Raw genomic sequence first — 19,239 nt, 5'->3', positions numbered from 1 at the left:
GCGCCATTTCGGCCGGCCGCGATGATAGGAGGTCAGCCCGACCGAAGGATTCCAGCCGCCGGAAACGGCAAGCCCGTCGGCGTCGACCTCGGCGCGCGCGCCGCCGGTCAGCGAGACGGCGATCTTGCGCACGCCGTCCTTGCCGCCGTCGACGCCGGTAACTGAGCCGTTGAGCACCGGGAAGCCGTTCTTCGAAGCAAGCGAGCGATGCTGCGGCGAGACATCCGGCCGCGCATCGATCACCGCCGCGACCTGCAGCCCGGCGGCAATCGCCGTCTCGACCGTGCGCCAGCCGTCCTCGTTGTTGGTGAACAGCGCGACGCGTTTTGCGGGCGTTGCCGCATAGCGGCCGATGTAGCTGCGCATGGCGGAAGCCATCATCACGCCGGGCGTGTCGTTGCCGGCAAAGACGATCGGCCGCTCGATCGCGCCTGCCGCGACAATGCTGCGCTTCGCCACGATCCGCCACAGCCGCTGCCGCACCTGGTGCTCCGGCGGAACCGGCAGATGGTCGTTGACGCGCTCGATCGCGCCATAGGTGCCGCCGTCATAGACGCCGAACAGCGTCGTGCGCGTCATGATGCGGACATCGGGCATCGAGCCAAGCTCGGCCAGCGTGCGGGCAATCCATTCGGCGGCCGGCAGGCCGTCGATCGTTCCGCCGTCGGCAAGCAAGCGGCCGCCCGGGACAAAATCCTCTTCGCACAGGATGACGCGCGCCCCGCTGCGGCCTGCCGCCAAAGCCGCCGCCAGTCCCGCCGGACCGGAGCCGGCGATCAGCACGTCGCAATGCGCCCAGGCCTTGTCGTAGTGGTCGGGATCAGAAATGCCAGCGGCGCGGCCGAGACCGGCGGCGCGGCGGATCGCCGGCTCGTAGACCGCTTCCCAGAACTTCGCCGGCCACATGAAGGTCTTGTAGTAGAAGCCGGCGACGAAGATCGGCGCGAACAGCTGGTTGACCGACAGGAAATCGTGGCGCAGCGACGGCCAGCGGTTCTGGCTGGCGGCCTCGAGACCGTCATACAGTTCCGCTGTCGTCGCTTTGGTGTTCGGCTCGCGCCTTGCGCCGCCGCGCAATTCGACCAGCGCGTTCGGCTCTTCCGATCCCGCCGTCAGGATGCCGCGCGGGCGGTGGTACTTGAACGAGCGGCCGACCAGCTTGACGCCATTGGCGACCAGCGCCGAGGCCAGCGTGTCGCCCTGGAAGCCAAGCAGCGTCTTGCCGTCGAAGCGGAAGCTCAGCGGCACCGAGCGGTCGATGAGGCCGCCGTCTGCCAGCCGGTGTGTTTGCGCGCCGCCCACCATCACGCGTCAACCTTTGCCGCACCGGCGCCAGCAGCGGGCACGACGGCCGAAATCTCATGCGTCAGCGTGTTGCGGGTGACCTTCAGCCAGGCCCTGCAGCCGCCGCCATGATACCAGTGCTCGCTCATCGGGCCGGCGATGTTGTCACGCAGGTAGACATAGTCGTAGACGGCCTCTTCGCCCGCGTCCGCCGCCGGCCGTTGCGGCTTGGCGTCGCCGAGATAGGTGAACTCGCCGAGTTCGCGTTCGCCGCAGAAGGGACAGACAATACGCATGGTTTTCCTGGCCGCCTTCAGTGCAGGTTCGGTTGGGCGCCCTGGCCCTTTTCGTCGATCATCGCGCCGCGCTGGAAGCGATCGAGGCGGAAGCGCGAGGCTTCTTTGTGCGCTTCGTCGCGGGCGATGAGATGGGCAAAGACCAAGCCGGAGCCGGGCGTCGCCTTGAAGCCGCCATAGCACCAGCCGGCATTGAGATAGAGGCCATCGACAGGGCTCTTGTCGATGATCGGCGTGCCGTCCATCGACATGTCCATGATGCCGCCCCACTGGCGCAGCAGCCTGACGCGGCCGATCATCGGGATCAGCGCCATGCCGCCCTCGCAGACATCCTCCATGACCGGAAGGTTGCCGCGCTGGGCGTAGGAATTGTAGCCGTCGATGTCGCCGCCGAAGACCAGGCCGCCCTTGTCCGACTGGCTGACATAGAAATGCCCTGCGCCGAAGGTCATGACATTGGGCAGCAGCGGCTTGATCGCCTCGGAGACGAAGGCCTGCAGCACGTGGCTTTCGATCGGCAGGCGCAGGCCCGCCATCGCCGCGACCCGCGATGAGGAGCCGGCGACCGCCATGCCGACCTTGCCGGCGCCGATGCGGCCGCGCGAGGTCTCGACGCCGGTCACCTTGCCGTTGCTGTCGCGCGTGAAGCCGGTGACCTCGCAGTTCTGGATGATGTCGACGCCAAGCGCGCTGGCCGCATGCGCATAGCCCCACACGACGGCGTCGTGTCGCGCCGTACCGCCGCGCCGCTGCAGCAGCCCGCCCTGCACGGGGAAGCGCGCATTGTCGAAGTTCAGGAACGGCATCATTTTCCTGACCGCCGCGAGGTCGAGCAATTCGGCGTCGATACCGTTGATGCGCATGGTGTTGCCGCGCCGCGCATAGGCGTCGCGCTGGGCGTCGGAATGGTAGAGGTTGATGACGCCGCGCTGGCTGACCATCGCATTGTAGTTGAGGTCCTGCTCCATCCGCTCCCACAGCTTCATCGACAGCTCGTAGAAGCCGGTATTGCCGGGCAGGCCGTAGTTGGAGCGGATGATGGTGGTGTTGCGGCCGGCATTGCCGGAGCCGATCCAGCCCTTTTCGAGAACGGCGACATTGCGGATGCCGAACTCGCTGGCGAGGAACCACGCCGTCGCCAGCCCATGGCCGCCGCCGCCGATGATCACCACATCGTAGCGGTCCTTCGGGCTGGCGTCGCGCCAGGTGCGTTGCCAGTTCTTGTGGCCGGATAGGGCGGCGCGGGCGAGCGAGAAGATCGAATATTTCATAAGGTCATTCCGAGATCGCTCGCGTCGCGCTGGTCGTCTTCCTCAACGCATCGGATTCGTCCGAAAACCGCTTCGCACCTTTCGGTCCGATGCTTCAGATATCCAGCGTGTGGTCGCGCTCCCACTGCGTGAAGTGCGAAGCATAGGAATTCCATTCCTGTTGCTTCAGCTTTAGGTAAGCCGACGAGAATTCCTCACCCAGCGCCGCCTTCAGCGATTTGTCATTGTCGAACTCGCGCAGCGCGTCGAGCAGGTTGAGCGGCAATTTCGGCGCGTCCGTCACGGTATGGCCGAACTGGTACATGTCGATGTCGTAGCGTTTGCCCGGGTCGGCCTTCGAGCGGATGCCATCGAGACCGGCAGCGATGATGACGGCCTGCAGCAGATACGGGTTGGCTGCACCGTCGGGCAGGCGCAGTTCGAAACGGCCCGGGCCTGGCACGCGCACCATGTGGGTGCGGTTGTTGCCGGTCCAGGTCACCGTGTTCGGTGCCCAGGTCGCGCCAGAAATCGTGCGCGGCGCATTGATGCGCTTGTAGGAATTGACCGTCGGGTTGGTGATAGCCGCAAGCGCCGAGGCATGCTTCATGATGCCGCCTAGGAAATTCTTGCCCTTGGCCGAGAGGCCGAGCTCCATCGCATTGTCGGCGAAGACATTGGTCTTGCCGGTCTCGTCCCACACCGAGATATGCGCATGGCAGCCATTGCCGGTCAGGCCCTGGAAGGGCTTGGGCATGAAGGTCGCGCGCAGGCCGTGCTTTTCGGCAATCGACTTCACCATGAATTTGAAGAAGGAGTGCTTGTCGGCGGTCGCCAGCGCATGGTCGAAGGTCCAGTTCATCTCGAACTGGCCGTTGGCGTCCTCATGGTCGTTCTGGTACGGGCCCCAGCCCAGCGCCAGCATGTGGTCGCAGATCTCGGCGATGACGTCGTAGCGGCGCATCACCGCCTGCTGGTCGTAGCATGGTTTTGAGGCGGTATCGTATTCGTCGGAGATCGCCTTGCCGTCCGGCGAGATCAGGAAGAACTCGGCCTCGACGCCGGTCTTGACATGCATGCCGTCGCGGGCGGCCTCTTCGATCACCCGCTTCAGCGTGTTGCGCGGCGCCTGGCCGACCTCCTTGTCGTCCATGACGCAATTGGCGGCGACCCAGGCGACCTCCGGCTTCCACGGCAACTGTATGACCGAGGCTGGATCCGGCACCGCCAGCATGTCCGGATGCGCCGGGGTAAGATCGAGCCATGTGGCGAAGCCGGCAAATCCCGCGCCGTCCTTCTGCATGTCGGCGATCGCCTGTGCCGGCACCAGCTTCGCACGCTGCCCGCTGAACAGGTCGGTGTAGGAGATCATGAAATATTTGACGTTTTTCGCCCTTGCGAATTCTGCAAGATCAGTAGTCACACCAGTTCCCCATTTTTTGTCGGCCATGGCCCAAGGCATTTGGGTCTTGGCCCTTCAATTGATTAGAAGCCGTTCTTCCCCGGTATCCAGTTGGTGCCGGCAAGCGGCACGCCCGCCATGGCGGCCGCCTCGATGGTGAGCGCGACGAGATCCTCGGGCTCGAGGTTGTGCAGGCTGTTCTTGCCGCAGGCGCGCGCGATCGTCTGCGCCTCCAGCGTCATCACTTTCAGGTAATTCGCCAGCCGCCGTCCTGCCGCGATCGGGTCGACCCGCTTCATCAGCTCGGGGTCCTGGGTGGTGATGCCGGCCGGGTCGCGGCCTTCGTGCCAGTCGTCATAGGCGCCGGCGGTGGAGCCGAGCGCATTGTACTCCGCCTCCCACCGGGGATCGTTGTCGCCCAGCGCAACCAGCGCCGCCGTGCCGATCGACACAGCGTCGACTCCGAGCGCCAACGCCTTGGCGACGTCGGCGCCGTTGCGGATGCCGCCGGAAACGATCAGCTGCACCTTGCGGTGCATGCCGAGGTCCTGCAGCGCCTGCACCGCCGGCCTGATGCAGGCAAGCGTCGGCTGGCCGACATTTTCGATGAACACTTCCTGCGTCGCGGCGGTGCCGCCCTGCATGCCGTCGACGACGACGACGTCGGCGCCGGCCTTCACCGCGAGCGCGGTGTCGTAATAGGGGCGGGCGCCGCCGACCTTCACGTAGATCGGCTTTTCCCAGTCGGTGATCTCGCGCAGTTCGAGGATCTTGATCTCGAGGTCGTCGGGCCCGGTCCAGTCGGGATGGCGCGACGCCGAGCGCTGGTCGATGCCCTTTGGCAGCGTGCGCATCTCGGCGACGCGGTCGGAGATCTTCTGGCCGAGCAGCATGCCGCCGCCGCCGGGCTTGGCGCCCTGGCCGACGACCACTTCGATCGCGTCGGCGCGGCGCAGGTCGCGCGGGTTCATGCCGTAGCGTGACGGCAGGTACTGGTAGACCAACTGCTTGGAATGGCCGCGCTCTTCCTCGGTCATGCCGCCGTCGCCGGTGGTGGTCGAGGTGCCGGACAGCGTCGCGCCGCGTCCCAGCGCCTCCTTGGCGGGGCCGGACAGCGAGCCGAAGCTCATGCCGGCGATGGTGATCGGGATCTTCAGCTCGATCGGCTTCTTGGCGTGGCGCGTGCCGAGCACCACGCTGGTGTCACAGCGCTCGCGATAGCCTTCCAGCGGATAGCGCGAGATCGAGGCGCCGAGGAACAAGAGGTCGTCGAAATGCGGCAGCTTGCGCTTGGCGCCGGCGCCGCGGATGTCATAGATGCCGGTCGCCGCGGCGCGGCGGATTTCGGAGAGCGTGTAGTCGTCGAAGGTCGCGGATTTGCGCGGCGTCGTCGGCGGGTTGCGATAGGTCATCTTGCCTCAATACGCGTCGGCGTTGTCGATATTGAAATTGTAGAGCTTGCGCGCCGAGCCGTAGCGCTTGAACTCCGAAGCCTTGACGCCGGTCACGCCGGCGCGGTCGAGCAGGCCTTGCAGGAATTCCAGATGCTCGGGCCGCATCTCCTTGGCGATGCAGTCGGCGCCCAGGCTGTCGACCTTGCCGCGCACGAACAGCCGCGCCTCGTAGATGGAATCGCCCAGCGCATCGCCGGCATCGCCCAGGACCACGAGGTTGCCGGACTGCGCCATGAAGGCCGACATGTGGCCGATATTGCCGTGCACGACGATGTCGATGCCCTTCATCGAGATGCCGCAGCGCGACGACGCGTTGCCTTCGATGACCAGCAGGCCGCCGCGGCCGGTGGCGCCGGCATACTGGCTGGCGTCGCCTTTGATCACGATCGAGCCCGACATCATGTTCTCGCCGACGCCGGGGCCGGCCGAGCCATGCACGGTGATGGCGCCGCCGGCATTCATGCCGCCGCAATAGTAGCCGACGCTGCCGCGCACATCGATGGCGACCGGCTGGTCGACGCCGACGGCGACCGAATGGCTGCCCTTGGGGTTGAGCACCTCCCAGGCCGTCTCGTTGGAGCCCGGGGTCAGCTGATGCAGCGCCTGGTTCAGCTCGCGCAGCGACAGTGCGGCAAGGTCGAACACCCTGGCGTGGCTCTGGTCGCGCTGAGCGGTGGATACGTTGGTTGCCGGCATGAACTCAGTGCTCCCAGAAATAGACGGTTGCGGGCTCCGGTTCCCAGACCCTCGCATTGTCTATGCCGGGCAGTTTGGTGAGCGCGCGATATTCCGAACCGAAGGCGACATACTGGTCGGTCTCGGCCATGACGGCGGGCTTGCAGGCGATCGGATCGCGCACCACGCCAAAGCCGTTCTTGGTGCCGACGACGAAGGTGAAGAAGCCGTCGAGATCGGAGAGTGTGCCCTCCAGCGCCTCGCCGAGGTTCTTGCCATGCGCGATCTTGGAGGAGAGATAGGCGGCTGCCACCTCGGTGTCGTTTTCGGTCTCGAATTTCATGCCCTCGCGGACCAGCTCGCGCCGCACATTGTTGTGGTTGGACAGCGAGCCATTGTGCACCAGGCATTGGTCGGCTCCGGTCGAGAAGGGGTGCGCGCCCATCGTGGTGACCGCCGATTCCGTCGCCATGCGGGTGTGGCCGATGCCGTGCGTGCCGGTCATCGAGCGCACGTCGAAACGCTCGACGACGGCTTCCGGCAGGCCGACCTCCTTGTAGATCTCGACCGCTTCGCCGGCGCCCATGATGCGGATATCGGGCCGAAGCGATTGCAGTGCCTCACGCGCGGTGTCGACCTTGTCCGGAGCCGTCCTGATCACCGCATGCGTCGATTTGACCGCGACGCTCACCGGCGCGCCGATCGCCTTGGCGAGCTCCGCGTCGAGGCCGCGGAAGTCGTGTTCCGGTTTCGCCGACTGGATGGTGATCTTGGCCTCGTTGCCGGCCGGTGCGCCATAGATGGCGATGCCGGCACTGTCCGGACCCCGGTCGGTGAGGCAGATCAGCATCTCCGACAGCATCGCGCCCAGCTTGGGCTCCAGCGACCTGTCCTTGAGGAAAAGTCCGACGATTCCGCACATGTCAGCCTCCGACGTTTATGGCTCTCAAATGATGTACCGAATGAGGAATTAGAATTCAACCATATGAAAAAAATTTTCCTCTAGTTACGTGTGCGGCTCTACGCCGCCGGCCGCGCCGTCATCGCTTCGGCGGTCACTATGAGCCCATTGCGTGTAGCGGATGCGTGCCATCTTGTAGGCATCGAGAATCGACAGTGCATAAATCAGGAAGCCGCCGGCATGACGGCCGACGAAGCTGGCGTCCGGTGCCGCCACCTTGGTGGTCACCCAGCCAAGGATCACCATGAAGAACAGGAATTGCAGCCCGCGCGTCGGCACGCCGAGCATGACATGTCCGCTCCCCGGCAGCACGATCGCCGCACCGAGCACGAGATACGGATTCGCCGAGGCGGGGGAACTGGCTTTGTCGGTCATGCGGCCTGCCGTTTGCGCTCGTTGATGGCATCGCGAAGCGTCGAGGCCGATTGCAGCAGCCTTTCGATCAGCGCCGGATCCAGTTTCGTGTCGCCAAACGCAGCCTGCCGGAACACGCCGTAGCGCGCCCGCTCTGCCTCGGCCAGCAGCCAGACGATGCGCACGCCCTTCGGTGTGACCAGCAGCTCCTTGGCCCGGCCCTCGGCAAAGATGTCGAGATGGCCGGCGATCACGTCCTGCGGGAAGGCGACTCCCTTGCGGTCCGTGCGCAGTACCGCCTCGACGGGAAAGCCGGCGGTCTTCGGCAGCGTGTGGCCAAGGTGATCGAAATTGGAAAACGTGGTCGCCGAGCCCGGCCGCATCATCATGTCGAAAGTTCCCGGAACGTCGACAGGCTCGGTGACCGTGACGGTGAGCCAGCGCGCCGGCAGTTTTCGGGTCGCCAGCGTGTCGACGATGGTGCGGACCTGCACACGAAGCCCGTTCCAGGTGCCCGCCCAGATGGCGACACCAGCCGTGCCGTCGGAGATATCGACGGCGTCGGCAACAACGGTGCGAATGCCGGCGGTGTCGGCGGCAAGCGCCGCCTCGGCCCGGTTGCGGCTTTTGCGCGCGAGCCAGGCAAGGGGGACGACGACGGCAAGCGCAATCGCCCCGGCAAACAAGACTGACGTCAACTCAGACATCTCGACACGCCAGAGCCCGCCGTCAGCCGGCGGGCTTTCTTTCCACTCAATAGCCCTGCGGCTTCGGCCACGGCATGGTGAACTGGTCGCCGCGGCGCACGAATTTGTAACGGTAGAAGTGGAACCACAGCGAGATCAGGAAATAGAAGATGGTCATCGCGATCAGCTGCGAGCCGAAGCCGAGGAAGATGGCGAAGAAGGTGACCACGCACAGGCAGAACAGCACGATTGCCGGCAGCGGATGGAAGGGGTGCGTGTAGCCGCGGCGGATGGAACCCAGCGGCCACTTCTTGCGGAACATCATGATGTTGATGCTCATGAAGGTGTATTGCAGCACGCCCGACAGGATCGAGAAGGTGATCGCCTGGTTGAGGTCGGCGATGAAGGCGAAGGCGAGCGCGATCGGCAGCAGGAACAGGATCGAGCGGTAGGGCGTGCGGTATCTCGGATGCACCGCCGAGAACCAGCTCGGCAGGTAGCGGTCACGGCCGAGCGAGAACCATGCACGGGCGGCATCGTTGATGCAGCCATTGGCCGAGGCAAGTGCTGCCAGCAGCGTCGCGATGAACAGCAGGTTCTCGAGCAGCGGGCTGCCCGTCAGCTTGCCGGCGTCCCAAAGCGGATAATAGGTGATGCCGAGATACTCCCACGGCATCATCGAGGCGCAGACATACCAGGTCATGGCAGCGGCGATCAGAAGCGTGATCATGCCGGCCATGGTGCCGTAGGGCAGCGAGCGCGCCGGTGAGCGCACTTCTTCGGCCGCCTGCGTGGTGCCCTCGATGCCGAGATAGTACCAGATGCCGAACTGGAAGGCGGCGATGACGCCGATCCAGCCATAGGGCAGCGCATTGCTGGGCGTCACCAGTTCGTTGAGCTTCAGCACCGCGCCTTGCGTCCACGGGCTCACCGAGAAGAACAGGATGACGATCGAGATGTAGGCAATCGCGGTGATGACGAAGTTGACGTTGAGCGTCATCAGCACGCCGCGATAGTTGAGCCATGCCAGCACCACGATGGTGGCGGCGATGAAGGAATTGTGCGTTAGGCCCTCGACGCCGGCCTTGGCGACGATCGTGTCGCCGAGCAGGATGGCGTCCGACACTTCCAGCATCGTGTAGGCGAAGACCAGGAACAGCGCGACGTTGAAGGCCATCAGCGGCCCGACGATGTGCTTGGCCTGCGCATACTGGCCGCCGGCGGCGGCGACGGTCGATGTCACCTCGGAATCGATCATGGCGACCGAGGTGTAGAGCAGCCCGACGAGCCAGCAGACGATCAGCGCCGCCAGCGCGCCGCCCTTGTCGGCGGCGAAATTCCAGCCGGTGAATTCGCCGACCAGCACGATGCCGACGCCGAGCGCCCAGACATGGGCGGGGCCGAGCACCCGGAGCAGCGAGACCCTGTCGCCGTGGATGGTGGTGGTGTTGTCAAGCGCGACCGTCATCGATCAATCCCCACTCAGATCCGGTGCTTTTCGGAAACGGCTTCAAGCTCGCCTTCGCGCGAGGAGGTCAGCACCTCCTCGGAATAGGTCGTGTCGACCTTGAACCAGTCGTAGAGCATCCACAGCGCGAGCACGATCGAGATGCCCCAGCAGGCGTAAGACAGCGGTATCCACATGATCGTGTCCCCGGGTTACTTGTCGTCGAACTTTTCGTTGATGACTTCGCGATATTCCCGGTCCGATGCGCGGAACAGGAACACGAAATAGCCGATCAGCACCGCCGCCATGATGATCAGCGTCGGCCAGTCGATCACATAGTGGAAGCGGTTCTGGATGATGTCGTGCGCGGTCTCGGGCGTGTAGCCGAGCTTCTCCCAGATCGACGCCATGGTCGCATTCTGGCCAAGCGCGTCCCAAGTCTTGGCGTCGAGCGGATCGATGGACTTCGCGGCTCCGGCGAGGCCGAGCTTCAGCGGCAGCCAAAGCGCCACGAAAATGGCGACCACGACCACAGCGATATCGAGGATCTGGCCGGCCTTGCTCTGTTCCGGCGGCTTGTAGCGGGACATGCTGTCTACCCCTTGCGGTTGCGGAACGCGTCGGCGTTCTTGATGTCGAGCCCGTAGATGAAGTCCTTGTCTTCCTTGTAGTGGTTGACCATCGCCAGGATGGCGGCCGTGTTGAAGATCAGCACGGCGCCGGCGGCGACCGCGACGACCAGCTTGATGCCGGCGTGTGGAATGTATGGCCATGTCATGATGAGGACGAAGAGGATCGTCGCCCACAGGCAAATGATCAGGAGCGCGGATCCGCGCACGTCGGAACGGTACAGCGCTTCGATGCGCTGCTGCAGGTCGGACATCGGTTTTCCCCTTCTCTCGACGTCCGGTCCCGAATCGGCCGGGCGTCTCACTCTTTCAACAGAGTGAAATTTTTTTCATAAATTCCGACCGAATTCCGGAATTGTCAAGCCGCATTTCGGCGTTGTGAACCGTTCGTTCCATGTCAAGAAATTTGCCTGACAATGAAATTATTTGCTTCAAGGGGATTGCAGCGCTTCGTCGTTTGCGGTCAATATTCGATCAAAGCTCCGGCCATCGAGCCAAGGAGCAGGGAACAGCAATGACTTTCTGACGGAGGACGATCGGATGACGGCATCCTGGAGATTTTCGACCTTGGCGGACCGCCATCGCGCGCTCGGCTCGAAGCTCGAGGACTGGAGCGGCATGGGCACCGCCTGGACCTACGACAAGGATGCCGACGAGGAATATGTCGCCATCCGCACCAAGGCCGGCCTGATGGACGTCTCCGGCCTGAAGAAGGTTCACATCACCGGGCCGCACGCCGCGCACCTCATCGACCTCGCCACCACCCGCGACGTCGAGAAGATCTATCCAGGCAAGTCGGCCTATGCCTGCATGCTGAACGAGGCCGGCAAGTTCACCGACGACTGCATCATCTATCGCATCAGCCCCAACAGCTGGATGGTGGTGCACGGCTCCGGCACCGGCCATGAGGAGTTGCAGCGCGCAGCGGCGGGCCGCGACGTCTCGCTACGCTTCGACGACAATCTGCACGACCTATCGCTGCAGGGGCCGACCGCTGTCGACTACCTGGCCAAGCACGTGCCGGGCATCCGCGACCTCAACTATTTCCATCACATGCAGACGCAGCTGTTCGGTTTCCCGGTGATGATCTCGCGCACCGGCTACACTGGCGAGCGCGGCTACGAGATCTTCTGCCGAGGCCAGGATGCCGGCACGATCTGGGACAGGATCCTCGACGAGGGGAAGGGCGTCGGCATCATCCCATGCCGCTTCACCACGCTCGATATGCTGCGCGTCGAGAGCTACCTGCTGTTCTATCCCTACGACAATTCCCAAAAGTATCCGTTCGAGAACGAAGGCCCCGGCGACACGCTGTGGGAACTCGGCCTCGACTTCACTGTCAGCCCCGGCAAGACCGGCTTCCGCGGCGCCGAGGAGCACTATCGCCTGAAGGGCAAGGAGCGCTTCAAGATCTACGGCGTCCTGCTTGACGGCAAGGAACCGGCCGACGAGGGCGCGCCGGTCTATCGCGACGGCAAGAAGGTCGGCGCCGTCACCTGCGCCATGTATTCGCCGCTGGTCGAGAAGTCGATGGGCATCGCCCGCCTCGACGTCGACTGCGCCGTCAAGGACACCAGGCTCGAGATTCGCAACAGGAGCGGCTCGATCAAGGCGACGGCGCAGCCGTTGCCGTTCGATGATCCCAAAAAGACCAAGCGCACCGCCAAGGGCTGAGGCATTATCAACGGGGAGGGGTTTCGAGGCACTAGAGCATGATCCCGAAAAGTGGGAACCGGTTTTCGGAAAAGATCATGCTCCAACTGATCTAAGGTAGAATGGCAGCCAAGACGATCATCAGCCGGCCCGTTTACGGAACCCTGTCTCCGCAGCCCGGCAAGCACCACCTTTTCGTGGCGGATGCCGAAGGCGCGCTCGCGATCATCGACATGGCCGGCAAGGCGCCGGCCGGTTTCTTCGACGGCGCCGAGATCGTCTTCATTGCGGCTCCAGACGGCAAGCACATCGCCGCTCTCGAAGCGCTGAAGCCGGCACAGCTCCATCTGCCGCCGTCCTTCGCCAGCCTGCTGCCGCGATTGAGGCAGACGCTGACCAACGCCCATATGGGCCTGCGCCTCTATCTTAGCGGCACCGAAGGGCTGATCGGCCAGGCCATGCAGGTGGCGCTCGAGGCCGGCATCGACCACACCTCCATGCAGACCGAGCATCGCGGCTCGCTGGCGCGCCGCATGCAGTGCGTGCACTGCAAGGGCATCACCGAGAACGTGACGACGCAGCCGGCGACCTGCGCGCATTGCGGCCTGCTGCTTCTGGTGCGCGACCACTATTCGCGGCGCCTCGCCGCCTTCCAGGGCGTATGCATCAATGCCGAGGATCGCTCAGAGATTCCTCCAATGGAGGAGGTCTTCCGATGAGCACCGGCACCACCAAGCTCGACGTCGTCGTCAGCGATGTCGTCCCCGTCAACGACCTGGTCACCCGCTTCCATTTCCGCCGCCGCGACGGTGAACTCCTGCCGACCTTTTCAGGCGGCGCTCATGTCGTGGTCGAGATGCGCGACGGCGACCGCACCAGGCTCAACCCCTATTCGCTGATGGGCTCGCCGCTCAATACCAGCGAATACACGATCTCGGTGCGCCGCGACGATGTCGGCCGCGGCGGCTCGCTGTTCATGCACAGGTCGGTCAAGCCCGGCCTGGAGATGGTGATCAGCTATCCGGTCAACCTGTTCTCGCTCGACCTGAGAGCCAGGAAGCACCTGATGCTGGCCGGCGGCATCGGCATCACGCCGTTCATGGCGCAGACCGCGCAACTGGCGGGGTCGGGGGGCAATTTCGAACTCCACTACACCTGCCGCACCGCTTCGCTCGGCACCTATGCCGATATACTGCAGCAGCGCTACGACCGCCGGGTGAAACTCTACCATGACGATCGCGACGAGCGCATCGATCTCGACCGTCTGCTTTCGACGCAGCCGCTCGGCACGCATCTCTATGTCTGCGGCCCGGCGGGCATGATCAACTGGGTGCGCGACCGCGCCGCCGCTCTCGGCTGGCCGTCGGAAACGGTGCATTTCGAGCATTTCGCGGCGCCGCAGCCCGGCGCGCCTTTCGATGTGGCGCTGGCCGTCAGCGGCAAGACGATCCGCGTCGGCTCGCAGCAGAGCCTGCTCGAGGCGATCGAGGCCGCCGGCGTCGATCCGCCCTATCTCTGCCGCGGCGGCGTCTGCGGCCAGTGCGAGACCAATGTCATCTCTTCCGACGGCAAGTTCATCCACAACGACCACTGGCTGAGCGAGGAAGACCATCGCTCCGGCTGCAAGATCATGCCTTGCGTCTCGCGCTTCGAGGGCAAGTCGCTGGTCCTGGAAAGATAGGAGGCGAGCTTGGGCATCACCTTTCGCAAGGAAACCTTTCGGGACGACTACACGTTCAGGAACAGCCCGGAGCACATCAGGCGCTTTCCGTTCCCGTTCAACGAAGACAGCTACATGTATGCCGTCAACATCGAGCCGCACGTCGTCGGCCCGAAGGGCAGCGTTCTGGAAAACCTGATCGACGTCGACGAGCATTATGTCGCCGAGATGCAGGACCGCGCTTTGGTGCTGGCCGAGGATCCCCTTCGCTGCCAGTCGCTGCCGCATATGACGCTGGCCGGCTGGGACCTGCTCGAGCTGCTGATGGAGCAGCAGGCGCTCGGCTATCCCGAGCATTTCACGCTGACCCGCGACGGCGACCGCTGGCGCTGGATCAACCGGCCGCTCGGCATCGACGACACCTTCACCTTCGGCGACACCTCGACGCTGCCCTATGGTCCGATGGAATACATCACCCGCCAGAGCCAGGGCGATTTCTGCATCCTCGACCAGCGCGATGGCAATCTGTGGATGGATGCCGGCATGGTCACCACCCAGGCCGACTGGTCGCTCGATTTCGACATCGGCATGAACTTCTTCGAGTGGCATGCGCCGGTGCCGCTGGCGCACGAGAAGGGCATCTTCATCCGTGCGCTGAAATTCCTCACCAACATCCAGCAGGGCAAGCCGGCAAGACGGCTCAACTGGACGATGACCATCAACCCGCGCCTCGACACCAGCCCGGAGAACTACCACAAATGGGGTCCCGACCGGGCGACGGTCACGCCTGAGAATGTCGGCGACAAGGTGCATCTACGCGTCGAGCTGCAGAGCTTCTGGCGGCTGCCGCGCTCGAACGGCATCGTCTTCCCGATCCGCTGCTACCTGATCAAGATGGACGAGCTGGTGACGCAGCCCAAATGGGCGCGGCGCCTGCACCGCGTCATCCGCGACCTGCCCGAGGAGCTCGCCACCTACAAGGGCCTCACCCGCTACCGTCCGACGCTGGTCGAGTGGCTGTCGAAGCTGGACGATGGCAGCCCGACGAGCCCGGGTTTCGGGCCGGATTGAAGCTGTCGATCTCCCCACGAGGGGGAGATTTAGCCATTCACCCCGCGCTGCTTTGCGGATAGCAGATGATCGACAGGTACCGCATCGGCAGCCGCGTCAGCTGTTCGGGTCCATGCGGCGCGTCGGCGTCGAAGAACAGGCTGTCGCCGGGCTTCATCGGGTAGAGGTTGTTGCCGTGCCGGTACACCACCTCGCCCTCCAGCATATAGAGGAATTCCATGCCCGCATGCTGGAAGGTCGGGAACACATCCGAATCCTCGGTCAGCGTGATCAGGTAGGGCTCGACGACGACGCCGCTGGTGTTGGAGCCGATGTGGCCGAGCAGATTGTACTGATGGCCGGCGCGCGTGCCGCGGCGTTCGACATCGAGGCCTTCGCCGGCCTTGACGAAGACCGCGGCATGCTCCTCCTCGAAGCGACGGAAGAAGGCGGTGACCGGCACGCCGAGCGCCCTCGACAGCGCCTGCAGCGTGGTCAGCGACGGCGAGGTGATGCCGTTCTCGATCTTCGACAGCATGCCGAGCGAAATGTCGGTGGCGACGGCGAGATCGGCGACCGTGATGCCGAGCTTCTTGCGGAATGCCCGCACCTCGCGCCCGATCGCCACTTCCAGCACCTTCTCGCGCGTGTCGCGAATGGCGTGCGGGTTCTGGGTCAGCGGCGTGCGGATCGTGCGCCCGTCGGCCGACACGCTCTTCGGCGAAGGCTTGCTCTTGGCGGCGCCGGCGCCGTGCTTGAGATCGGAAGCCTTCTTGGCCATGTCGCCCCCTGCATTCAGCGGAATTATTTCACTCAAGGTGAACATATTCATTGCCGGTACACGAGCGCAATCGTCGCAACAAGCCATCCACGGCCGATTTCTGCGTTTCCCGCTCACAGCCCGCCGGCGGTTTTTCACCGGAAGTTGCCGACGCGGAACGCGCTTTCGCCAGAAGGACCGTTGACAGCACGAGAGGTGCGATTACTGTTACTGACAGTGAAATTTGTTTCGCTGGGGAAATGAGAACGGGAGACCCGCCATGAACAGTCGCGTTGCCGTCATCGGAGCCGGGCCGTCCGGTCTGGCACAGCTTCGAGCCTTCAAGTCAGCCGCCGACAAGGGCGCCGAGATTCCGGAAGTCGTCTGCTTCGAGAAGCAGTCCGACTGGGGCGGGCTGTGGAACTATACCTGGCGCACCGGCCTCGACGAGCATGGCGACCCGGTGCACGGCTCAATGTACCGCTATCTCTGGTCGAACGGGCCGAAGGAGTGCCTCGAATTCGCCGACTACACTTTCGAGGAGCATTTCGGCCGGCCGATCGCCTCCTATCCCCCGCGCGCCGTTTTGTGGGACTACATCAAGGGCCGCGTCGAAAAGTCAGGCGTGCGCAAGTGGGTGCGTTTCAACACGCCTGTGCGCATGGTCACCTATTCCGACGCAACGAAGAAATTCACCGTCACCGCGCATGACCGCAGCAACGACGTCACCTATTCGGAAGAGTTCGACAATGTCGTCGTCGCCTCCGGCCATTTCTCCGTGCCCAACGTGCCGTTCTTCGAAGGCTTCGCCACCTTCAACGGCCGCATCCTGCACAGCCACGACTTCCGCGACGCCATGGAATTCAAGGGCAAGGATATCCTGATCATCGGCCGTTCCTATTCGGCCGAGGACATCGGCTCGCAGTGCTACAAATACGGCGCCAAATCGATCACCTCCAGCTACCGCTCGAAGCCGATGGGCTTCAAATGGCCGGAGAACTGGAAGGAGGTGCCGCTGCTGCAGAAGGTCGTCGGCAAGACGGCGCATTTCAAGGACGGCACCACCAAGGATGTCGATGCCATCATCCTGTGCACCGGCTATTTGCATTCCTTCCCCTTCCTCACCGACGACCTCAAGCTCAAGACCGCCAACCGCATGTGGCCGCTGGACCTCTACGAGGGCGTGGTGTGGGAGAGGAACCCGAAGCTGTTCTACATCGGCATGCAGGACCAGTTCTATACCTTCAACATGTTCGACGCGCAGGCCTGGTATGCGCGCGACGTCATCATGGGCCGCATCAAGCTGCCTTCGGCCGAGGCAATGGCCGAGCACGGCGCCAAGTGGCGCGCACGCGAGGAGACACTGGAAGACGCCGAGCAGATGATCTGGTTCCAGGGCGACTACACCAAGGAGCTGATGGACCAGACCGACTATCCGGGCTTCGACGTCGAGGCGGTCAACCACACCTTCATGGAGTGGGAGCATCACAAGGTGGAGGACATCATGGGCTTCCGCGACCACGCCTATCGCTCGCTGATGACCGGCACCATGGCGCCGCTGCACCATACGCCCTGGCTGCAGGCGCTGGACGACTCGATGGAGAGCTATCTCGAGGTGAAGGGCGTCGCGGCGGAATAGCGCGTTCGCGACCAGGCGCGCTTGCCGTCAGGCCGGCACGGCGACCCAGCCGTGCCGGCGCTTGTCGAAAACCGACCGCGTCGGCGCCGGAAAGGATGGGTCGGCGAAACAGCCGACTGCAACGGCGACCGCGGCCGGCCGTCGCGACGGATACCAGAACACCGTCGAACCGCAGCTTCCGCAGAAGTGAAAGGTGATCGAAAATCCGCTATCGGAATTGCGCTCGAATGTCCGCGACGATCCGGTGACATCGGTCGCGGCGGCATCGAAGAAGGCCGCGATCCCGAACGGGCTGCCGGTCCGCCGCTGACAGTCCAGGCAATGGCAAAGCGAAACGATGTCGGGTTCCTGCGGGCAGCGGATCTGCAATTGGCCGCAGGCGCAGCTGGCCGTCCGGCTGGTCATGGTCCTGTCTCCTTTGGAGTTTCGGCGCTTGGGGCTTTACCCGAGCCTCGCCCTGGCTTTCGCTGTCCAGGCATTGAACAGCCGGTCGGCGACGATGCCGATGAAGGCGATGGCCAGCCCCGCGACGATGCCGCGGCCGGAATCGGCCTTGGACAGCGCGATGAACACCTCCTGGCCGAGATCGCGGGTACCGACCATGGCGCAGATGATGATCATCGCCAAGGCCATCAGGATCGTCTGGTTGACGCCGAGCATGATCTCGGGCAGCGCCAGCGGCAGCTGCACGCGGAAGAAGGTCTGGCGCGGCGTGCAGCCGGAAACCTTCGCCGCCTCGATCAGCGCCGGCGGCACCTGGCGGATGCCGTGATTGGTGTAGCGGATCGCCGGCACCACGGCGAAGGCTATCGTCGCGATCATCGCGGTGACGTCGCCGACCCGGAACAGCATCACCACCGGGATGATGAAGCAAAAGGACGGCAGCACCTGCAGCGTGTCGATGATCGGCGTGACGATCTTCTCGAAGCGGTCGCTGCGCGAGGCGGCAAAGCCGATCGGAATGCCGATCAGGCAGGAGATGAAGGCCGAGATGCCGCAGAGATAGACCGTCGCCATGGTCTTTTCCCACAAGCCCGTCACCGCGCAGAAGGCGGTCAGTGCCGCGACCAGCGCGGCAAGCCGCGCGCCGCCGAGCTGGTAGCCGGCTAGGCCGAGCAGGAACACGGCGCCCAGCCACGGGAAGCCCTCGCAGAAGGCGCGCACCGGATTGAGCACGTTGAGGATCAGTGCCACGCGGAAGGCCTCGATGGTGTCGAAGAAATTGATCGTCACCCAGTTCACCGCCGCTTTCCACAACGGCGCCGTCGTGAAGGTGATCGCTTTCGGCACCGCCGCGAAGGCGGGCACGAACAGGCTGAGCAGCGTGGTGGCGGCAAGGATGGCGACGGCCAGCGTCAGGTTGGGATAGCGCCGCCAGAAATTCGGGCTAGCCGCCTGGTGCGTCTGACCCATCGCGTGGTTGTGGGCGATCGCCTGGCTCAGCCGGTCGAGCGCGATGGCCAAGGCGACGATGGCGAGGCCGGCCTCCATCGCTTCGCCGACCTTCAGCGCCCTCAGCGCCAGCAGCACGTCGTAGCCGAGGCCGCCGGCGCCGATCATCGAGGCGATGATGACCATGTTGAGGGCCAGCATGATGACCTGGTTGACGCCGACCATCAGCGTCGGCCGCGCCGAGGGCAGAAGCACCCGCCACAGTTTCTGCCTTGCCGTGCAGCCGGCCATCTCGCTGAACTCGTCGATCTCGGACGGCACGCGCTGCAGCCCGAGCATCGTCGCCCTGACCATCGGCGGCGTGGCGAAGATGGCGGTCGCGATCATCGCCGACACCGGGCTGTTGCCGAACAGGAGCAGCATCGGGATCAGATAGGCGAAGGTCGGAATGGTCTGCATCAGATCGAGGGCAGGGGAGACGACGAGCCTTTCGGCCCAGGGCTTGCGCCAGCCCCAGATGCCGACGAACAGGCCGGTGACGATGCAGAACGGCACCGCGATCGAGATCAGCGCCAGCGTCAGCATGGCGCTGGTCCATTGGCCGAACAGCGCGACATAGGCAAAGCAGCCGCCGACCAGCACACCCA

The 19,239-nt window shown here is 64.3% G+C and carries 21 protein-coding genes; 5 read left to right on the top strand and 16 right to left on the bottom strand.

Annotated elements, in window-relative coordinates; translation table 11 throughout:
• From EN780_RS09870 to EN780_RS09810, 13 genes are all read right to left on the bottom strand, one after another.
• Nucleotides 1–1,305: 2Fe-2S iron-sulfur cluster-binding protein (locus EN780_RS09870; protein ID WP_245499916.1), on the bottom strand; the 1,305-nt coding region annotated here is incomplete at its 3' end.
• Nucleotides 1,305–1,580, bottom strand: coding sequence for a sarcosine oxidase subunit delta (locus EN780_RS09865; protein ID WP_127282572.1), 276 nt, complete (start codon nucleotides 1,578–1,580; stop codon nucleotides 1,305–1,307). The genes EN780_RS09865 and EN780_RS09870, both read right to left, overlap by 1 nt.
• Nucleotides 1,581–1,597: 17 nt before the next feature.
• Nucleotides 1,598–2,851, bottom strand: coding sequence for a sarcosine oxidase subunit beta family protein (locus EN780_RS09860; protein WP_128273416.1), 1,254 nt, complete (start codon nucleotides 2,849–2,851; stop codon nucleotides 1,598–1,600).
• A 94-nt stretch (nucleotides 2,852–2,945) separates the two neighbouring features.
• Entirely contained in the window at nucleotides 2,946–4,253 is a 1,308-nt protein-coding gene (gene glnT / locus EN780_RS09855; protein WP_127393064.1) for a type III glutamate--ammonia ligase, read from the bottom strand.
• 62 nt (nucleotides 4,254–4,315) lie between these two features.
• Nucleotides 4,316–5,644: an FMN-binding glutamate synthase family protein gene (locus EN780_RS09850; protein WP_126056046.1), complete on the bottom strand. Its 1,329-nt coding sequence runs from the start codon at nucleotides 5,642–5,644 to the stop codon at nucleotides 4,316–4,318.
• A gap of 6 nt (nucleotides 5,645–5,650) precedes the next feature.
• On the bottom strand, nucleotides 5,651–6,382 hold the full coding sequence (locus EN780_RS09845) for a GXGXG domain-containing protein (protein WP_128273414.1): 732 nt from the start codon (nucleotides 6,380–6,382) through the stop codon (nucleotides 5,651–5,653).
• 4 nt (nucleotides 6,383–6,386) lie between these two features.
• Nucleotides 6,387–7,283, bottom strand: a complete 897-nt coding sequence (locus EN780_RS09840; protein ID WP_127393063.1) for a glutamine amidotransferase family protein — start codon at nucleotides 7,281–7,283, stop codon at nucleotides 6,387–6,389.
• A gap of 84 nt (nucleotides 7,284–7,367) precedes the next feature.
• Entirely contained in the window at nucleotides 7,368–7,697 is a 330-nt protein-coding gene (locus tag EN780_RS09835) for a hypothetical protein (RefSeq protein WP_127393062.1), read from the bottom strand.
• Complete coding sequence (locus EN780_RS09830; RefSeq protein WP_128273412.1) at nucleotides 7,694–8,383, bottom strand: hypothetical protein; 690 nt, start codon at nucleotides 8,381–8,383, stop codon at nucleotides 7,694–7,696. The genes EN780_RS09835 and EN780_RS09830 overlap by 4 nt, the downstream gene beginning before the upstream one ends.
• A gap of 46 nt (nucleotides 8,384–8,429) precedes the next feature.
• On the bottom strand, nucleotides 8,430–9,830 hold the full coding sequence (locus EN780_RS09825; protein ID WP_127282579.1) for an amino acid permease: 1,401 nt from the start codon (nucleotides 9,828–9,830) through the stop codon (nucleotides 8,430–8,432).
• Between the two features lie 14 nt (nucleotides 9,831–9,844).
• On the bottom strand, nucleotides 9,845–10,006 hold the full coding sequence (locus EN780_RS09820) for a hypothetical protein (protein ID WP_127282580.1): 162 nt from the start codon (nucleotides 10,004–10,006) through the stop codon (nucleotides 9,845–9,847).
• A gap of 15 nt (nucleotides 10,007–10,021) precedes the next feature.
• Nucleotides 10,022–10,399 carry a hypothetical protein gene (locus EN780_RS09815; protein WP_127282581.1) on the bottom strand — a complete coding sequence of 126 codons (378 nt, stop codon included), beginning with the start codon at nucleotides 10,397–10,399 and terminating at the stop codon, nucleotides 10,022–10,024.
• A gap of 5 nt (nucleotides 10,400–10,404) precedes the next feature.
• A complete protein-coding gene (locus EN780_RS09810) occupies nucleotides 10,405–10,692 on the bottom strand; it encodes a hypothetical protein (protein ID WP_127282582.1) in 288 nt (95 codons plus the stop codon).
• Between the two features lie 286 nt (nucleotides 10,693–10,978).
• Between EN780_RS09810 and EN780_RS09805 the strand changes: the two genes are divergently transcribed.
• The 4 genes from EN780_RS09805 to EN780_RS09790 all read left to right on the top strand — a co-directional run bounded on the left by EN780_RS09805 (nucleotide 10,979) and on the right by EN780_RS09790 (nucleotide 14,822).
• Nucleotides 10,979–12,112: an aminomethyltransferase family protein gene (locus EN780_RS09805; protein WP_128273411.1), complete on the top strand. Its 1,134-nt coding sequence runs from the start codon at nucleotides 10,979–10,981 to the stop codon at nucleotides 12,110–12,112.
• Between the two features lie 101 nt (nucleotides 12,113–12,213).
• Nucleotides 12,214–12,810, top strand: coding sequence for a dimethylamine monooxygenase subunit DmmA family protein (locus EN780_RS09800; protein WP_127392723.1), 597 nt, complete (start codon nucleotides 12,214–12,216; stop codon nucleotides 12,808–12,810).
• Nucleotides 12,807–13,772: a PDR/VanB family oxidoreductase gene (locus EN780_RS09795; protein ID WP_127282585.1), complete on the top strand. Its 966-nt coding sequence runs from the start codon at nucleotides 12,807–12,809 to the stop codon at nucleotides 13,770–13,772. Before EN780_RS09800 ends, EN780_RS09795 begins: the two co-directional genes overlap by 4 nt.
• 9 nt (nucleotides 13,773–13,781) lie before the next feature.
• Nucleotides 13,782–14,822 carry a DUF3445 domain-containing protein gene (locus EN780_RS09790; protein ID WP_127311185.1) on the top strand — a complete coding sequence of 347 codons (1,041 nt, stop codon included), beginning with the start codon at nucleotides 13,782–13,784 and terminating at the stop codon, nucleotides 14,820–14,822.
• A gap of 37 nt (nucleotides 14,823–14,859) precedes the next feature.
• Here EN780_RS09790 and EN780_RS09785 read toward each other — a convergent pair whose 3' ends face one another.
• Nucleotides 14,860–15,582, bottom strand: coding sequence for an XRE family transcriptional regulator (locus tag EN780_RS09785; protein ID WP_128273409.1), 723 nt, complete (start codon nucleotides 15,580–15,582; stop codon nucleotides 14,860–14,862).
• Between the two features lie 259 nt (nucleotides 15,583–15,841).
• Here EN780_RS09785 and EN780_RS09780 point away from each other — a divergent pair, with 259 nt between their 5' ends.
• Complete coding sequence (locus EN780_RS09780) at nucleotides 15,842–17,200, top strand: NAD(P)/FAD-dependent oxidoreductase (RefSeq protein ID WP_128273406.1); 1,359 nt, start codon at nucleotides 15,842–15,844, stop codon at nucleotides 17,198–17,200.
• A gap of 27 nt (nucleotides 17,201–17,227) precedes the next feature.
• Here EN780_RS09780 and EN780_RS09775 read toward each other — a convergent pair whose 3' ends face one another.
• On the bottom strand, nucleotides 17,228–17,605 hold the full coding sequence (locus tag EN780_RS09775) for a GFA family protein (RefSeq protein ID WP_128273404.1): 378 nt from the start codon (nucleotides 17,603–17,605) through the stop codon (nucleotides 17,228–17,230).
• A 36-nt stretch (nucleotides 17,606–17,641) separates the two neighbouring features.
• A partial coding sequence (locus EN780_RS09770) for an ABC transporter permease subunit (protein WP_128273402.1) occupies nucleotides 17,642–19,239 on the bottom strand: 1,598 nt, incomplete at its 5' end.

This window comes from Mesorhizobium sp. M4B.F.Ca.ET.089.01.1.1, from assembly GCF_004022605.1.
In the GTDB taxonomy this organism is placed as follows: Bacteria; Pseudomonadota; Alphaproteobacteria; order Rhizobiales; family Rhizobiaceae; genus Mesorhizobium; species Mesorhizobium abyssinicae.
Note: the sequence above shows the minus strand (reverse complement) of the source record. Positions and strands in the feature narration are given on the sequence as shown.

Excerpts from the sequence above, each read along its gene's own strand:
- EN780_RS09865 (WP_127282572.1), bottom strand. The coding sequence starts at position 1,580 with ATGCGTATTGTCTGTCCCTTCTGCGGCGAACGCGAACTCGGCGAGTTC.
- EN780_RS09860 (WP_128273416.1), bottom strand. The coding sequence starts at position 2,851 with ATGAAATATTCGATCTTCTCGCTCGCCCGCGCCGCCCTATCCGGCCAC.
- EN780_RS09850 (WP_126056046.1), bottom strand. The coding sequence starts at position 5,644 with ATGACCTATCGCAACCCGCCGACGACGCCGCGCAAATCCGCGACCTTC.
- EN780_RS09845 (WP_128273414.1), bottom strand. The coding sequence starts at position 6,382 with ATGCCGGCAACCAACGTATCCACCGCTCAGCGCGACCAGAGCCACGCC.
- EN780_RS09840 (WP_127393063.1), bottom strand. The coding sequence starts at position 7,283 with ATGTGCGGAATCGTCGGACTTTTCCTCAAGGACAGGTCGCTGGAGCCC.
- EN780_RS09835 (WP_127393062.1), bottom strand. The coding sequence starts at position 7,697 with ATGACCGACAAAGCCAGTTCCCCCGCCTCGGCGAATCCGTATCTCGTG.
- EN780_RS09830 (WP_128273412.1), bottom strand. The coding sequence starts at position 8,383 with ATGTCTGAGTTGACGTCAGTCTTGTTTGCCGGGGCGATTGCGCTTGCC.
- EN780_RS09825 (WP_127282579.1), bottom strand. The coding sequence starts at position 9,830 with ATGACGGTCGCGCTTGACAACACCACCACCATCCACGGCGACAGGGTC.
- EN780_RS09820 (WP_127282580.1), bottom strand. The coding sequence starts at position 10,006 with ATGTGGATACCGCTGTCTTACGCCTGCTGGGGCATCTCGATCGTGCTC.
- EN780_RS09815 (WP_127282581.1), bottom strand. The coding sequence starts at position 10,399 with ATGTCCCGCTACAAGCCGCCGGAACAGAGCAAGGCCGGCCAGATCCTC.
- EN780_RS09810 (WP_127282582.1), bottom strand. The coding sequence starts at position 10,692 with ATGTCCGACCTGCAGCAGCGCATCGAAGCGCTGTACCGTTCCGACGTG.
- EN780_RS09805 (WP_128273411.1), top strand. The coding sequence starts at position 10,979 with ATGACGGCATCCTGGAGATTTTCGACCTTGGCGGACCGCCATCGCGCG.
- EN780_RS09800 (WP_127392723.1), top strand. The coding sequence starts at position 12,214 with ATGGCAGCCAAGACGATCATCAGCCGGCCCGTTTACGGAACCCTGTCT.
- EN780_RS09795 (WP_127282585.1), top strand. The coding sequence starts at position 12,807 with ATGAGCACCGGCACCACCAAGCTCGACGTCGTCGTCAGCGATGTCGTC.
- EN780_RS09785 (WP_128273409.1), bottom strand. The coding sequence starts at position 15,582 with ATGGCCAAGAAGGCTTCCGATCTCAAGCACGGCGCCGGCGCCGCCAAG.
- EN780_RS09780 (WP_128273406.1), top strand. The coding sequence starts at position 15,842 with ATGAACAGTCGCGTTGCCGTCATCGGAGCCGGGCCGTCCGGTCTGGCA.
- EN780_RS09775 (WP_128273404.1), bottom strand. The coding sequence starts at position 17,605 with ATGACCAGCCGGACGGCCAGCTGCGCCTGCGGCCAATTGCAGATCCGC.